Origin of the sequence: Desulfocapsa sulfexigens DSM 10523, from assembly GCF_000341395.1 — a bacterium.
GTDB lineage: Bacteria > Desulfobacterota > Desulfobulbia > Desulfobulbales > Desulfocapsaceae > Desulfocapsa > Desulfocapsa sulfexigens.
Genome location: NC_020304.1, coordinates 3,165,092 through 3,182,135, shown reverse-complemented (window position 1 = coordinate 3,182,135; position 17,044 = coordinate 3,165,092). Strand labels below are relative to the sequence as shown.

The 17,044-nt window shown below is 42.2% G+C and carries 12 protein-coding genes; 4 read left to right on the top strand and 8 right to left on the bottom strand.

Going from position 1 to position 17,044, the window contains the following annotated elements:
- The first annotated feature begins 57 nt into the window (after positions 1-57).
- A complete protein-coding gene (locus UWK_RS14170) occupies positions 58-1,380 on the top strand; it encodes a TPM domain-containing protein (RefSeq protein WP_015405075.1) in 1,323 nt (440 codons plus the stop codon).
- A 106-nt stretch (positions 1,381-1,486) separates the two neighbouring features.
- Here UWK_RS14170 and UWK_RS14165 read toward each other — a convergent pair whose 3' ends face one another.
- The 5 genes from UWK_RS14165 to UWK_RS14145 form a co-directional block, all read right to left on the bottom strand.
- Positions 1,487-1,738, bottom strand: coding sequence for a GlsB/YeaQ/YmgE family stress response membrane protein (locus UWK_RS14165; RefSeq protein WP_015405074.1), 252 nt, complete (start codon positions 1,736-1,738; stop codon positions 1,487-1,489).
- 656 nt (positions 1,739-2,394) lie between these two features.
- On the bottom strand, positions 2,395-3,084 hold the full coding sequence (locus tag UWK_RS14160; RefSeq protein WP_153304905.1) for an FAD-dependent oxidoreductase: 690 nt from the start codon (positions 3,082-3,084) through the stop codon (positions 2,395-2,397).
- Positions 3,085-3,206: 122 nt separating this feature from the next.
- A complete protein-coding gene (locus UWK_RS18690) occupies positions 3,207-5,495 on the bottom strand; it encodes a PAS domain-containing hybrid sensor histidine kinase/response regulator (protein WP_015405072.1) in 2,289 nt (762 codons plus the stop codon).
- Positions 5,496-6,322: 827 nt separating this feature from the next.
- On the bottom strand, positions 6,323-7,048 hold the full coding sequence (locus UWK_RS18685) for an SH3 domain-containing protein (protein WP_015405071.1): 726 nt from the start codon (positions 7,046-7,048) through the stop codon (positions 6,323-6,325).
- Positions 7,049-7,304: 256 nt separating this feature from the next.
- Entirely contained in the window at positions 7,305-8,294 is a 990-nt protein-coding gene (locus tag UWK_RS14145) for a DHH family phosphoesterase (RefSeq protein WP_015405070.1), read from the bottom strand.
- 567 nt (positions 8,295-8,861) lie between these two features.
- On the opposite strand from UWK_RS14145, the gene UWK_RS18680 reads away from it, so the two are divergent.
- Complete coding sequence (locus UWK_RS18680; RefSeq protein WP_015405069.1) at positions 8,862-9,773, top strand: DNA integrity scanning protein DisA nucleotide-binding domain protein; 912 nt, start codon at positions 8,862-8,864, stop codon at positions 9,771-9,773.
- 125 nt (positions 9,774-9,898) lie between these two features.
- Here the strand turns inward: UWK_RS18680 and UWK_RS14135 are convergent, their stop codons facing one another.
- A complete protein-coding gene (locus UWK_RS14135; protein ID WP_015405068.1) occupies positions 9,899-11,905 on the bottom strand; it encodes a DNA topoisomerase IV subunit A in 2,007 nt (668 codons plus the stop codon).
- An 8-nt stretch (positions 11,906-11,913) separates the two neighbouring features.
- Positions 11,914-13,740, bottom strand: a complete 1,827-nt coding sequence (locus tag UWK_RS14130; RefSeq protein ID WP_015405067.1) for a DNA topoisomerase IV subunit B — start codon at positions 13,738-13,740, stop codon at positions 11,914-11,916.
- 137 nt (positions 13,741-13,877) lie between these two features.
- On the opposite strand from UWK_RS14130, the gene thiD reads away from it, so the two are divergent.
- Entirely contained in the window at positions 13,878-14,690 is an 813-nt protein-coding gene (gene thiD / locus UWK_RS14125; protein WP_015405066.1) for a bifunctional hydroxymethylpyrimidine kinase/phosphomethylpyrimidine kinase, read from the top strand.
- A gap of 127 nt (positions 14,691-14,817) precedes the next feature.
- The gene (locus UWK_RS14120) at positions 14,818-15,786 is read left to right on the top strand and encodes a TAXI family TRAP transporter solute-binding subunit (RefSeq protein WP_015405065.1); all 969 of its coding nucleotides are present in this window, start codon (positions 14,818-14,820) and stop codon (positions 15,784-15,786) included.
- Between the two features lie 151 nt (positions 15,787-15,937).
- On the opposite strand, the gene UWK_RS18675 is transcribed toward UWK_RS14120, so the two are convergent.
- Positions 15,938-16,684 (bottom strand): hypothetical protein, encoded by a 747-nt coding sequence (locus UWK_RS18675; protein ID WP_015405064.1) that lies wholly within the window; start codon positions 16,682-16,684, stop codon positions 15,938-15,940.
- Between the last annotated feature and the right edge of the window lie 360 nt (positions 16,685-17,044).

Below are 17,044 nucleotides of genomic sequence, written 5' to 3'. Positions count from 1 at the left end.
TACATCTTTCCAGAAAGATATCCACAACGAGGAGCAGAGCCATTGAAGAGAATGAGCATGTATATAGCAATACTCTTTGCCGTGCTGACAATTGCCGGCTGTATTGGAGATGATAAGAGTTCTACCCAAACAGACACTCTCATTGTTGACAATGCAGGAATAATAAATTTTTCTCCGGATGTCATGGATCACTATCGGGAATATAACAGCTACCTGCTCAAAACCTTTGATATCGATTTCCGAGTGATGACAACCAGGAGCGAGCAGGATATCACCTCCTTTACCAACGAGGCTTACGAAGACTTCCAGTATGAGAGTCGCTCAACAAGCGGCAGAGCCCTGCTCCTTGTGATCAACTCTCAACTCGATGAGGTGCGAATGGGCGTGTCAATGGCTCTCGAGCCCATCTACACCGATGCCTTTATCTCCTACATTGAACGTAAGGGTATGGTCCCTTACTTTCGTGACTCGAACATTTCCGACGGGGTGTATATGCTGATGGAACTCATCAAAGACCGGGCCATGGAGGCAGAGCAGGGCAAAGAGTACCTTGAACCAATGGAAACTAAAAGTCTGGGTGGAGGGTCAAGAAGCGATGCGCTCATTGGCCAGATGGATAGGACGGCCAAACAGGGAGATAATATTACTGTAGAAGAAGATGACACCCCTGAAGATATCCTTGCCAAGCACCTGATGGGTCTCAGGACCCATAACAAAAATCCAAATCTCGATATCTTTTCAGAGGCGACGCGAAAATTCTTCCAGAAACGGACTGTCACAGATATTAATATGGATAATGAATACCGATTTATCTCACAATGCAATGACGGAAAAGTGGTCTACTCCGATGACGGGACACGGGCACTCATCATCCACCCCCTGGAACAGCGTTCCTGTAGTCCTTATTATTTTATAAAGGAACAGAGGAAGTGGCGGCTAGATATTTTAACCATGTCTAAGGTTCTCCGATTTAACACCAAAATGGAGTGGCACTTTAGTCAAAATGACAGGGAATTATACAATATTCCATATGAATTTGTCTTCGGTGGATATATTTATGACAAAAACGGCTACCCTTTTCACAATACAAAGAAATATCAGTGGGGCTTCAGATGCAGCCGTTATATATTGGCAGAAGAACAGGAAGGAAAGCCTCTCTGTCTGATCAGTTGGCTCGATCAAGAAGGGGCAGCAAAAAATAAGCTCGGCTTTCAACTCAACGATGTCATTGTCAGAATCGGTAATGAAAAATCGCACATCGACAACCCTAATATGTATAAGACAGCCGCATACCTGAGACTTCCTGCCGGGGAACTGGCAACTGTGATAGTTGAAAGAAAAGGTGTTGGTCGCGTGAAATTGCAGAGTTTGGCACCATAAAAGTCTTTTTTGATTGCCACTCCTCCTCAGCCTACCGGCTTAGGAGGAGTTGTTTCGTGTTGATCAGATGTGCCTCAAGGGATGGGTTTATGGCGTCCCATATAAATTAGACCTTCTTAGCTATACTGATTACAAACAACAAAATGATGGCACCAACGGTGGCTGTAATTATAGAGCCTATTAACCCTCCCGCTGTTACACCCAGAAAGCTGAACACATAACCGCCCAAAACAGCTCCAACAACGCCAACAATAATATTGCCTATGGCTCCAAATCCTCTCCCTTTAATTATTTTGCCAGCAAACCACCCGGCTAATGCGCCAATCGCTAGAAATATTATCAAGCTATTTATATCCATGATTCCTCCTGTTAAATTTATTTTTCAAAAAGATGCATGCCACCAGTCAAATCGTCAGCTTTACTAATGTGAATTTCATTACATCTCTTTTGTCCCACTCTTTTCGGTACTGATTTTTCCCTCTATATCAGCATGAGCGTTCCATTAAAATTCATAACATCATATTGAAGGCAGGGACCTTGAAACTAATTAAGCGCTTTGAGCAAAGCTTCGGCAACAGCAGTTGACGAACCAGGGTTCTAGCCTGTTACAATCAAACCATCAATAACTGCCAAAGAGTTCCAATTTTAAACTTTGTGGTACTTTCCGCCTTTTGCTATTAACTCATCTTCAAGCAAAAAAGGCACGACATAAGTTAATTCCAATGCAGCTTCTTTGGAGTTACGCCTTTGTGAGTTGAATCGTAAAGTATGCGAAAAACACGTCATATAGCGCTTGCTACAATCAGGCCAAAGCAGTCAGAAATTTGCAGAAGCAACTATTCAATCTGGTCCGGATTGGTTTATTCTTGCCTAAAGGCAACATTGAGGGACAAGTAGGATTTGCAGCACTAAGCTTTCGGTAACAAAAAGAATCTCGACCAAGACTGCGTTTGGGACAATCGCGCTGTTTTGGATCAGCTAATAGAGTAGGCAAATAAAGTATTGTGTAACCTATCACTTATATCCGAGAAACATATCGGTACGGATGTGGTCTCCTAAGACATCAATCGAGGCTAAGGCTTTTTTTATCGCCTCAACCATGACAGGTGGACCTGAGACCATATAGTGGGCGTTACTGCAGTCAGGGACCTCTTTTGAAATTATATCTGCGCTTATAAAACCGTGATAAACGTTTTCCATGCCTGTTGGGTCAGATAAAACATGAACCAGATGATAGTTGGGAATCTTTAGAGTTTCCAATTCATCCTTGAAAGCTATATCCTCTCTATTCAAATTCCCGTAGAGTAAGATAACCTTGCCGGTGTTTTCTTTTTTTTTCTCAAGACTTGTAAGAATACTCCTGATCGGTGTGATACCAATGCCTCCAGCTACCATGACAAGAGTCTCGTGTGACTCAGCGAGGCAAAAATCCCCTAAAGGTCCCTTTATGTTGATAGTCTCACCTTTTTCAAGGGATTCCAGACGACTGCAGTATGGACTGCTGGTCATTCGCTTGGTGAATTCAATGAAGTTAGATTCTTCTGGGCAGTTGCTTAGTGATAATGGATGAACCAGTTTATCACCTAAATTTACAAGCATGTATTGACCGGCTGTAAAGCTAAACCCCTTATGCCTGGTGAAGCGGTAACTTACAGCAGTAGGTGTCCTTTCTGTTCGTTTAAGAAATTTAGCAGGGTATTCCATTATCATGTCTTTTTAAAGATTTACAAGAACTGTACGAAAGGTATGTTAGTATTTCAATACCCTAGGCATCATTTAACATCTGGAACCACAAATAGTATTGCAGTGGGAAAATAGGAACTGCCTCAGTTTATCATCTCACTCAGACACTCCTTCAATTCTTTGATAGTGTAAGGTTTATTCAACATTCCCTGGAAACCATAATCAGGAAACCCGGAAACTACTGGATCATCGGAATATCCACTTGAAACAACAGCCCTCACATTTGGGTCAATCTCCTGAAGCTTTAGCATGGTCTCTTGCCCCCCCATGCCACCTTTAACAGTAAGATCGAGGATGACAAAATCAAAGGGATTCTCTGAAAGAAACGCCACCTGGTATTTTTCAATAGCCTCTTCTCCATGGCTCGCCAATTCAAGGTTATGTCCCAATAACTCTATCATACTCAGTGCCACATCCCTTATCATGGTGTCGTCATCCATTAAAAGAATACGACCGTTCTGCTTCTGCATGTCGATGGCGGATTCGATTGTCTTTTCTTTCAGAATTTCAGACTCACATGCAGGAAGGGTGATGATAAAGGAAGTACCATTATTCTGTGAAGCTTCTACCTTAATCGAACCTCCATGGTTTTTCACAATCGAATATGAGGTGGCAAGGCCAAGACCACTCCCTTTTTGCTTCGTAGTGAAGTAGGGATCGAAAACTTTCGAGCGATAGGCCTCAGGAATCCCGATTCCACTATCTTTAATGATAATCCTAACATGCCGACCTTCATGCAAAAGAGTAATATTCTCGGACAAAATATCGACGACACCTCCTTCGGGCATCGCCTCACTAGCGTTAAGGACGATATTCTGAATTACTTGAGCTATCTGTCCTTCATCTACTTCTGCCTGCCAAAGGTTTGGGTCGAGATGCAACAGGTAATCACATCGAGACCCGCTCAAAGCAAACTTTGTAGCGTTTTCGATCACAGGTTGTAGATAAATCTTCTTTTTTACAGGATTACCTCCTTTGGCAAAAGTTAGCAGCTGGGTAGTCAGATTCACAGATAGTGACAAGGCCTTTTCGGCCTGCTCCAGATTCCGTATAACCTCTTCTGGTTGACTCGACTTTATCTTAGCCATAGAGATATAGCCGAATACGCCTTGAAGTAGATTGTTGAAGTCGTGTGCGATCCCGCCGGCAAGTGTTCCAATAGCTTCAAGTTTCTGTGTCCTGAGTTGTTCGGCTTCAAGAAGATGCCTTTCGGTGATGTTATGGATCACTGCTATTGCTGAAGTCACATTGCCAGCTTTGTCTTTGTTAGGAAAAGCTTTGGTTTCCATATATTGTATTTTACCGTCCCTGTTGATATGTTTGTGAACAGTTGTATGTAATACCCCGTCCTCAAACACTCCCCGAACAGCACACTCTTCGCCTGCCTCAAAACATGGTCGCCGTGACAGGTGCGATAGTTCATAGCAATGTTTTCCAATTATCTTGTCGTCAAATTGTTGGCCAATCTGAGTACGATACGCGTTATTGGCGGTTATGATGCGGTAGTCGCGATCAACAACGATAAGCCCCACGTCAACGGTATCGAGAATATTGCGGGTGTACTCCTCGCTCTCCTGCAGCTTCTCCTCAGACCGCTTGCGTGCGGTAACATCTGTGATATAAGCACCAACACCAAAGACATTGTCCGCCAACCTAATTTGAAATTTTCGAGTCTCAAAAATAGTGTCACCAAATGATTCTTCATCTACGAAAATACCATTCGAGGAAGTGAGAGCCTTTATATCCGTTTTTCTGCACGCGTTTGCTGCATCTTCGTGCATTAAATCAAAATCTGTTTTCCCCAACACCTCCTCCACGGGTAGGCCCAGAAAATCACAGGTTGCCCTGTTAGCAATCAAATACCGAAGCTTATCGTCCTTTAGAAATGCCACGTCTTTCATTGAATCTATGAAGCTTCGATAGAGGCTTTCCGTTCTTTTCATCGTTTCTTCAGCTTTCTTGCGGTCGGTTATGTCCTGGCTTGTTCCAGACAAAATCACAAGGTTGCCGGCGCTATCGGGGATGATTTCCCCAAGGGAACGGATGTATCTGATACTCCCATCCTTGAGTATGATTCGATAATCGATATTGAAGGGTTTGTGTGATTGTAATGTTTCTGCGATGGTTTTTTTTAATAGCGGTTGGTCCTCTGAATGCAGAATGCTAAAAAAAAGCTCAAAATCTGCACTATCTTTCTCTGAATCGAGGCCACACAAGCGGAAAAATTCCTCGGAAAAGAATGTCTCATTGGTTTCGAGGTTGTGCTCCCAACTACCAATGTGTGCAATACGCTGAGATTCGGTAAGTCTTCTCGCTAAAACCTGGTTAATACCTTCCTGATTCAAATCGTCGCTATCCTTTTTGTTTTTCACAGAAGAACCTATCTAAGGTCAAAAACTGACTGCTCAATATTTTTTCAATTTTCATTTATCGTCATAAAAATGAAATTTTACTAATTCAATCACAAATAAAATGATTTGAATAGGAGTTTACTAAGGATTTAAAAGATACGAATGACACTATGAACTTCTAAGTGATTATCAACTTGTTCTGTGCTGGACTGAACGACAATTCTTGCATGGAGCCAAGGCTGTTGTCTTTCGGAATTTCCATTGACCTGGCAGGAAGGATTGGGATTTGTTGAGCAGATGAATAGAGAAGTGTGATACGGTAAATCAGTTCCTTTGAAACTGATTAAGAACATGTACTGCATATGGTTAAAGGAGCAGTTGGGGGGGCTTAAGAAAAAACTGTGATTTTGCCCTTTGGCCAGTCATATTAGGCTATCAAAGAGAAAAGATAACCTGATTACCATTATTCCTCAGCCTACCACCTGAGGAGGAATTGTTTTGTGTTGATTATATGGGCATCTGTGGCCTGGACGGCGGACGCAGAGCCCCAGGGATGAGTTTCTGACGTCCCATATAATCGACGCGAAAAAAACTCTGGATTGCAAAGCTGAATTTCAATGGCGATCAGGAAAGATAATGGTTGGATTTAAACCTTAACGTTACCGGGAATGTTGTTTTTGGGGGAGGGCGCGTGGAAGAGCAAACAACAGGAAAACTGCTGGTAGATAAAAAAAGCAGTACATGTTTCCTTTCTCATTGTTGGAGATCTATCTTTTCACGCCTCACATAAAGTAATGGTGCAGATGGTGAATAGATGTTTGCCAGCAAGGGATTTGATAGCAGTAATCTTACCATCCCCAGACAAGTCTTCTTGCAACCCAGCCGACAAGCCCTCCTGCATGACGCACTTTAACCCATCCTTTCACGGAAGCAATGGTCTGGAACACCACTCCTCTCTGTGCTCTTGCAATGACAGCATGTCTGGTTCCCGGCCTGGAGCGGATATTTACAAGTTTGTTCTTTACCACAACATGTGGAGTACGTGAAACGAGAGGTTTATAGATCCAACCAGAGTCTCCTTCAAAATCCTGAACTTTATACCATTCTTTCCTACTACCAACAACCTTGAGCGGATATCCTTTTCCAAACTGCCATAATGTCTTATAACTGATTGCTGGCCCACTGCGTACATTAACAATATCTCTGTCGATGGCAACCATTTTAACACCGCCAAAAGCCCGACTATAACCAGCGACAATAAATACTAGAACCAAAACACATAAAAGGACAGACATGCCAAAACGATCAGACGTCTCCCTCTGGTTTGGCAATCGTAGACGTCCCTTTTCTCCAACTTGAGGCACCTTAAATATTCTTCTTTTCTGTATTTGCTTTTTGTGATGATATATGGAGGCGCCAAAAAGACACGCTATTGAAAACAGGCCTTTGGCATAAACATACGTAAAGGGCAGGATTGCACTGGCAAGAGATTCTTCCCAGACAAACCATTCTGGAAGACAAAGAGGACCGATATAAAGAGTGCCTGTTAGAAATGCAACAGCAATAAGGGACATAGAAACCTGGAAGAAGTAAAAAAGCGATCAATTATTTGACAATATAATATTACACAATATTATATTGTGCCAACTTTATATCTGACTGTCAAGAAAGGAGTATCAAATGTGTTGCCACAAAGCCTTGCTGTCATTCAGCCCTTAAAATCTAAGGTCATTATGGTTGAGTTTTTTTTGATTTGTTAAAAGTGGTCGTATCTGGAATTGAAAGACCGAGGGAACACAAAATCATAAAAAGAATTATTGGCAGTATGACTTATCGTTTTCTGATTTTATCGGCAACATACTCTCTCAATACTGATAACTCTTCTGTCTCACCTACAAGAGTTGCGACTGGTATCTCCACCCTCGCAGCACTCTTATGACCGCCGGCTGAGCCCACCTCGCCAAACAGTCGCATGGCAACCTTACCAGCGTCACGCCGGAAACCAACATTTCTCAAAATTATAATTAATTTTTTGCCATATATTCCGGAAACGATACACCAGGTAGCCTCAGCCATCTTCAGAAAAAAATCGGCGAGAATCACCAAGACATCAGCATCTTTTACAACTCCCATATGAATATAGGCAGTATCACCTATAAATTGCAGCTCCTCAAATGCCTTTCGGAATGCGACCAGATTTTTCTTATTAATTTCAGATGATTCTATTTTCTTAATAATATTGATATTGGCATGAGGATAGAGATACCGAAAAGCCCTGACATCAGCGCTGGTCGAGGTTCTGGTGAAGTTGTCTGTGTCTGTCTTGATGCCGTAAAACAGTGCAGTAGCGAGTTTTGTTGAAGGGGTAACACCAGCGGTCTTAAGGTATTCCGTCATAATAGACGAAACAGCACCATATTCTTCACGTATATCTTTGAAAGGAACGTCCAATGAGGGATCGGGGGAATGATGGTCGATAACAATGCTAAAATTGGTATTATTTAAAGATTTATGATGATGCGGCTGTGAATCAACTATGGCCCATTTCGTCACATTACTAGTGTCCACCTTGGTAATATAAGGAACGTCAATCCGCAGGTCCCTGAGCATCGCAAGATTATCCGAACGTTTTATGGCATTAACTCTACAGATAAGAGTCTTCTGCACCTTTCTCCAAAACAATCTTTTTAAAGCAAGGGCACTGGCAATAGCATCCGGATCTGCAACGATTAGAATGCAGATAATATCATCGGTTGACACAATATCGAGAAGACTTTTATAACGGCCCTTATGAGTGTTTGGTTGCGCGGAAGAAAGCATTAAGTATCATTCCAGGTAGTGAGGATTTTGGTTACGGATTCGATCATGAACTCAGACTTCATTAGTCATTAGTAGCTTCCTACAATAGACATACTTATTTTTTGTATTTTACAAAAACATTCAAGAATTGTAACCACTCATAACAGATATAGCTATCAGGTAGCCCGAGTATTTGTACTCGAAATCGCCCCTGCAGCCATAATGTCTTCAAGCCACCTGTCTCAGATTCTATGGCCGGAACATCAACGAAACGAAGATTTACAAAGAAAATTAGCTTTTGTAAAAGATGATAGTCACCTGCGCTTAATAGCGTTAATACTTATATACTCCATTCAGGCAACTGACACAATTATCGGCCACTTTTAAGATTTTATTATTGGATAATAAAAAAGCGGAGTAATTGCCTGTCCACTTTTTTGTAGCAAGATTCCCCCACCTCTGTTCTAAAAAGAAGAGAAAGTAATAGAACCTGAAAAAGAGACTCCTCTTTTTCAGGCGTTTCTTGAGAAAATGCGATCTGAACGTCGTATTGCTCAGAGAACAATTTACACAAATAAATTATAAGAAATGACAACTAAAGGCAACGACCGAACCAAAGTACGACCATCGGAAAACCGCGAATCAAAACTTTTAGTCAATCATTGCTTCGGTCTTGCTCGCCAGCTACGCATTACTAAGATTCTAGTTTTTGCTGAGTCGGTTTTGGACCAACGCTACATCTTAGAAAACAAGGAGCAGGTGTCGATAATATTACTCACCAAAGATGAGGCGAAAATCCGGGAGGAGTTTCTGCCTCATTGCTCTGTCCTTTCCCTTCCCGGTCAAAACCTTTCACGATCAGACCAATTCCAACTTGGTTTACTCATTGCGGTTTTGCACAATCTGGTCGAACACGATGAAACGGTACTCTGCATTACTGGCTTGGTAGGTTCTCTTCGACTAGACAACTTGCTGATAACTAATTTATTACGAGATAACAAATGGTTTCAGAAGCATACGTACGAGAAAATTCCTAAAAAAATTCTACGTTCTAAGGAATTTATTCGTTTACTCGACATTGCATTACGCCTTGCAGGCCAAGGCCGTGAAGGTAAGAAAATAGGTACGATCTTTGTCCTTGGAGATTATAAAAAATACGATAAATACCTGACTCAACTTGTACTCAATCCTTGCAAAGGTCATCCGAAAAGAAACCGTAACATTCATGATAATGATTTTTTTGAAACGATACGTGAATTTGCAGCGCTTGATGGGGCGTTTATTATAGACAATTCGGGGGTGGTTGAAAAAGCTGGTACCTACCTCAATCCGCCAGCCAGCGAGAACACAAAAATGCTGAAAGGCTTTGGCGCAAGGCACGCAGCTGCAGCCTCACTCACGGCAGTGTCCGAAGCACTTACTATTACAGTATCAGAGTCCTCATCTTCCGTCATAGTTTTTTTTGATGGTTCAGCTATCTTGCAGTTTAATCATCATTAAGTTCAAATCTGACTTCTATTCCCTAACAATAAATCTTACAATGGAGAGATTCTTAAATCAGGGGAGTGCATTTTGCAGCTAATCCTGATCGAAAGCGTTTAGCCTATCAACACAGCCCAAGATTGTCACTCTTCTTCACCCTGCCCTGGATCTGTATTTTCCATACCAGGAAGGGCCAAATTGATCTTTTTAGGCTGGGGTGTTTTACCCGTAGTGTCAATCACACGACGGACACTCCTTGGTGAAACACGCTTGCCCTTGGCAGACGGGCCTTTTAAGAGATATTCATCAAATACAATTTCAACGACATTTGATTTAGCGCGAGGGGACGGAACCAGACTGGCACGAGCGCTCTTCTCTTCTCCGAGGGAAAGCAGTAGAATTTTAGACTGTTTATGTTCATCAAAAAGTCTGTATTCTTTATCAAGTATAAATTTCGGGGTGGTAAATCGCTTAACGTAACAAAGATTTTCCTGCCCTTCCTTATACACCATATTAAAGACGAGTCCCTTTTGAATCTTTCCTATCCAGCGGATATCGTGACCGACAAAGAGTTTATCCGTCACCTGGACAACCTTATACATTCCGGTTTCATAGATAAGCAGTAATCTATCATACTCTGAACATGGAATGGAGAATTCCGGTTCTCCACTGCTTACTTTTATCTGGTGTCCTAGAAAACCATCTTTCCTGTCATAACAGACGGTGAGATTAGACAGGGCGACTCTTCGCACACTCACCTCGGTAAATTCTGTCAATTCTGTCAAACGAGGATATGATTCACCATATTTTGTTAAAATTTTACTGATATAATTGGTAGTAAAGAGCACCATATCCTTAAGATGTTTAACGATTGTTTTGATATCTCCACGGATGGATTTGATTTCCTTTTTCTGCTTATTGATATCATAGCGCGATATTCGCTTAATACGAATTTCAAGCAGTCTTTCTATATCCTCTGTAACCACAGGACGTTTCAGCTCTGAAACAAATGGTGCCAGAGCTTCATCCACTCCTGCAATCACAGCCTTGTAACTCGTTTTCTCTTCAATGGTCTTGTAGATACGCTCTTCAATGAAAATCTGTTCGAGAAGTCGTGCATGCAGCCGATCTTCCAGACGATTTTTGTCGATTTCCAACTCACGTCTCAGATCATCGAGAAGTTTAGCGGTATTATAACGCAGCACCTCTTCCACCGTGGCCGTTCGAGGGACACCGTTCTGAACCAGGGTAAGATTGGGACTGATCGGCACTTCACAATCAGTAAAGGCATACAGTGCCTTGATAGTATCCTTGGCATATATGCCACGGGCAAGTTTTATCTCTATTTCCACATTTTCTGCGGTATAGTCACTAATGGAAACAATTTTGATTTTACCGGATTTGGCAGCTTTTTCTACGGAATCAATTAAAGATTCGGTTGTAGTCGTGAACGGTATTTCTCTAATAACGATGGTTTTTTCATTGAGCTCTTCCATCCTGGCACGACAGCGAATTTTTCCATTCCCATTATTATACTGGGAAACATCAACCAACCCGCCCTGAGGGAAGTCAGGATAGAGCCTTACGTCCTCTCCCTGAAGAATCTTTTTTTGAGCCTCGAGTAACTCACAAAAATTATGGGGCATGATCTTTGTGGCCATACCAACAGCAATACCATCCGCACCCTGGAGCAGTAATAATGGAATTTTGCATGGCAGGGTAACAGGTTCCCGCATCCTGCCATCGTAAGAATCTACATATTCTGTAAGATCCTTATTGAACATGATCTCACGGGCAAGGGGCGATAAACGGCACTCAATATAACGGGGGGCAGAGGCTGAATCTCCTGTGAAAATATTCCCGTAGTTTCCCTGGCGATCAATAAGGTAGCCCTTGTTTGCCAGATTAACGAGGGCTGCAAAGATAGATTGATCTCCATGGGGATGCAGTTTCATGGTGGCCCCAACAACGTTTGCAACCTTGTGAAAACGGCCATCATCCATATTGTGGAGGGTCTGGAGAATACGTCGCTGAACAGGTTTGAGGCCGTCGTTAATATCCGGAATAGCACGCTCTTTAATTACATAGGAGGTGTACTCAAGAAAGTTATATTCAAAAAGCTGCCGAAGTTTACCGTGCTGAGATTCCACTTGTTACCCTAGAGGAGGTTTTCCATAATATACGTTTTTCGATCAGGAGTGTTTTTTCCCATATAGAAAGAAAGTACTTCTGACACTTCACTCACAGACCCCATATCCACCTGTTTTAGAATAATATCGGGGCCAATAAACTGTTTAAATTCCTTAGGTGATATCTCTCCAAGACCTTTGAAGCGAGTAGTCTCAACAGCTTTTTTTACTTTCCCCTTGCCCTGAAGAGTTCTGGTAAACTCATCTTTTTCTTTCTCGGAATAACAGTAATGTGTTTCCTCTTTGTTCCGCACCCTGAAAATTGGTGTTTCCAGGATATACACATGTCCAAGCTTAACCAGGGGCTCGAAATAATGAAGAAAAAAAGTAAGTAGCAGATTGCGGATATGCAATCCATCGACATCAGCATCGGTTGCAAGTATAACCTTATCAAAGCGCAAATCTGTAATGGATTCCTCAATATTCAGGGCCCGCATGAGAGAATACATCTCTTCATTCTTATAGAGGAGCGCAAGTTTTTGTCCAAAAACGTTCATGGGCTTTCCCTTTAAGGAAAAGACGGCCTGGGTCAGCGGGTCACGGGATGAGACAATGGACCCGGCAGCGGATTGCCCTTCTGTAATAAAAATCATATTTTCACGATCTTTCGCGGAAGGTTCATTACGTTTCGGATGGTGCTTGCAATCCTTTAATTGTGGGATTTTAAGCGCAACTTTCTTGGCCTTGGCTTTGGCCTCTTTACGAACGCTCTGGAGTTCTTTTCGGATTTTCTGATTTCGCTGAACCTTTTCGAGAATCCTGTCGGCGAGTTCGGAGTCCTTGTACATGGCACTGGAAACGGCATCTTTAACCTTATTTACAATCCAGGCACGGATATCGGTATTGCCAAGTTTATTTTTTGTCTGGGATTCAAACACAGGTTCAATGATTTTCACAGAAAGAGTTCCAACTATTCCCTCCCGGACATCATTGGCACTGAACTTCTTGTTGGAAAATTCATTAACCCCTTTCAGGACGCCTTCTCTAAAAGCAGATAGATGGGTTCCACCCTCACTGGTATAGGTCCCATTGACAAAACTGTAATAGGTATCGCTGTAGCCTTCACTATGGGAAAAGGCAAATTCCAGAGTTTGATCCTGATAGTAAATAGGATCATATATACCCTGCCCGCCAAGCTCTTTATCGAGAAGATCAAGAAGACCATTTTTTGAAAAATAACAGGTTTTATCGAGATAAATCTTAAGTCCGGCATTGAGATATGCATAACGCCACAGCCTTTTATCGACGAATTCAGGGTCAAAACGAAAATCCTGGAACAGCTCATGGTCCGGAAGAAATTCAATAAGAGTGCCATTAGGTTCATCGGTTTTTCCACTTTCCTGGTCACTGAGTATGCCACTGGAGAATGTGGCAGAGGCATATTCGCCCTCCCTGTAGGCAGTCACTTTAAAAAAAGCTGACATGGCGTTGACTGCCTTGGTACCCACACCGTTCAACCCTACGGAGAACTGAAAAACATCCGTTGAATATTTGGCACCGGTATTAATTCTTGAAACGCACTCCACAACCTTCCCAAGTGGGATGCCTCGTCCAAAATCCCGAACAAACACCCTTCCCTCTTCAGTTATGGATACATTGACTCTTTGCCCGGCTCCCATAATAAATTCATCAACCGAGTTGTCAATCACCTCCTTGAGCAGGATGTAAATACCATCATCGGGATGACTACCTGAGCCAAGCCGTCCAATATACATCCCTGGACGTTTGCGAATATGCTCGAGCGAACTGAGAGTCTTTACTTTACTTTCGTCGTAAACTGGTGGTTTTGGTGGCATTTTCTAAGAGACACAAGGGGTTTTTCTGATTATTTACATGATGAAACCTTGCAATAGTATTGCATTTTACTATATTTCGCAAGGGACTGAATGACACTCTGTGAACATAAGAATATCCTTTACTAAAGGTGGTCTGGTTGCTTCTTCAACGCACTCTCCTCAGTATTGCCGGTTCTGACCCTTCAGGCGGTGCAGGAATACAGGCTGACCTGAAAACCATGACCACAATTGGGGTATATGGCGCAACGGCCATCACCTGTCTTACGGTGCAAAATGCCAAAGGTGTTCTTGCAATACACCCTCTGAACGTTGATTATATTAAGGCACAGGTAAAGGCAGTTTTTGACGATCATAATGTCACGCATATTAAGATCGGAATGACAGGAAATGATACCATCATTCATTGTCTTGCCCAATTGCTCGATCCATTTACAGGTGAGGTGATTTATGATCCTGTCCTGGCATCAACCACCGGAGAACAGCTTTTTACGGGCAAAACAGTGACCACTATTAGAAAAAAACTTCTACCAAATGTAAGCTATCTCACCCCAAACAGAATGGAGTTGCAGCTTTTATCAAATCGATCAACAACAACGACTAAAGAAGCCATTGCAGGTGCCAGGGATATATTAAAGCAATACCCGTATATGAAAGGAATTCTTGTCAAGGGTGGCCATATCGAAGAATCAGAGGCCACTATCAGTGATTTTCTTGTCCAGCCCGACGAACCTGTTGTTGCTTCAACACGCCAGCGTCTTCACAACCCCAATCTTCATGGCACCGGATGCACCTACTCGTCAGCCTTTGCTTCTTACCTTTCTCTTGAGAACACACCTGCTGTTGCATTCCAGATGGCTGGTGAATATATGGACAGAATTATCAGAGCAGGCAAGGAAAGATCAGTATCCATCAGTCCGAGTAACGGTCCACTCCTTCATTTCCTTAGCTAAAAAAACACTCTTCCTTTTCCTGTTTTAATTCCCTGAAAATAATTTCAAACGGTATTAAACTGCTGAAAGTAAGACCAGCCCAAAGTATACTAGGCTGTAGAATTGTTCATTCTACAGGAGAACACGAATGAAATGTATATCCAGAATAATCATTTGTTGCACATTCACCCTCACGCTCGCATCCAGCCCATCATCAGCAGAACAGCAATTTGTGACCGTTGGTACCGGAGGGATGACCAGTATTTATTATCCAACAGGTAGAGCAATCTGCGGTCTTGTAAATAAATCGAGGAAGGAGCATGGGGTTCATTGCCTGGCTGAGAGTACTGGTGGATCGGTCTACAATCTTAACACCATTGCTTCAGGAGAATTTGACATGGGTATTGCCCAGTCTGACCTGCTGAATCATGCATATAATGGAACATCAAAATTCAAAAAGGAAGGACCAAACACAAAGTTGCGCACGATTTTTTCCATATACCCCGAACCATTCACCGTTGTGGCCCGTTCTGATTCTGGAATCAAAGATTTTAAAGACTTGAAAGGCAAACGTGTAAACATTGGTAATCCCGGTTCCGGGCAGCGTGGCACCATGGAGGCCCTTATGGATGCGGTTAACTGGACCAACGCAGACTTCAAACTCGCCTTAGAACTCAGATCTTCTGAACAGTCCAAGGCCCTTTGTGAAAACAAAGTGGATGCCATGGTTTTTACCGTTGGCCACCCAAATCAATCAATAAAAGAGGCTAGCACACTTTGTGACGCAGTCATGGTTAGTGTGGAAGTGCCAGAGGTTGACAAACTCGTTGCTGAAAACGAATATTACCGTAAAGCCATTGTCCCTGGTGGAATGTACCGTGGCACTGATACTGACATCCCGACCTTTGGCGTCGATGCGACCTTAGTATCCTCCTCCGATGTCCCTGTTGATATAATCTATAACGTTGTCAAAGCAGTATTTGAAAACTTCGATCAATTCAGGAAGTCAGAGCCTGCTTTTGCAAACCTGAAAAAAGAAGATATGATAAAAAATGGTCTTTCTGCTCCTTTGCACGATGGAGCCGTCAAGTATTACAGGGAAGTTGGCCTTATGTAGTATTGTTTTTTAATCTTTTTTTTAGGCTTAATGCTATTCCTTACTTTCAACAGGTCGGTTTTCACCCTACCTGACCTGCTGAAAGTATGTTGATACGGTTTACCCTATCAACATCAACTCATGTCTGTTCGAAACATGTGTTTTCTGTATGTTAAAACCTCAGTTTAAAATTGAAGGGAGGAAAAGATACAAAGCCGTTATTTCTGTGGCCGCCATTTAATAAATGATCCTTATGTTTTTTTGGCCCGCACTGAATCATCCCTTTTTTACACAGGCTGTTACGAGATTCATACCTGATAAAATTCTTAGCAGTTGCTCTATGTCCTGGCACAAAATGAGCCTCCCGACCATAAGGTTTTACAGATCCGTTGCGGTTTTTCCAGTAGCCATAATTATCTTGTCTCCCCCTATGCTGCTCGTCAAATACAGCAAGGGCAATTATGCCGACACCATTTTGGGGTTTTCTTCTTCCTGGTTCAAAATTGTCCATATTGTTAAAAACAAATCCATTGATCTGGTGTCTCCCCACATTCCACCCTGCATAATACTTTGATTGGTCAGGTTCCAGAATACACATGTGCTCATTCGATTGTAAATTTGAGGGATGCCCGCTAAGAATGTTTCTCCCATCCACCGCAATAACAACTCCAACCCGCTTATTTCCATGGTTGGTCACTCTGAGACGATAGGGCTCATTATGTCTGGAAATTACATATTGCTGCTCAATTCCCGTCCACCTACCTGAGGCGAAAAAGTCCCCCAGGCTTCCACGTTGATTAGAAATTATTTCTATTTCCACATCATCATGATTTCCGGATTTTTGAGCAAAAGAATTTCCAGCTAAACTTACACTACAGATCAGAACTATTACTCCAATTATTGTTCTCAATAGTTTCATACTCTCTCCTCCTACTTGTTGTTTACAACCGTTAAGGTAATTCAGTCAGATTAGAATCCTCTCTGGGTATATCTTCACTGTAGGACGATTAAATGGAGAAAAAAAGCCGACATCTGTCGGAATCGGGTTGATATCGGGCAGAGAATTACCCAATTTGTACTAATATCTGATGATCTGGTTACTAAAGAATTTAAGGCGTATTTTACTCTAATGAGGAAATAAAGAGGAAGAACAACTACAAATTATTTGTTGTTGACACCTGACCTGACAATTGGAAAAGCAGAATGTGAAGGAATTCGACTCTACAGGAATAAGGTAATGGTTTAGAAATTTATGAAACTATAGAACTTCGAGATGTCT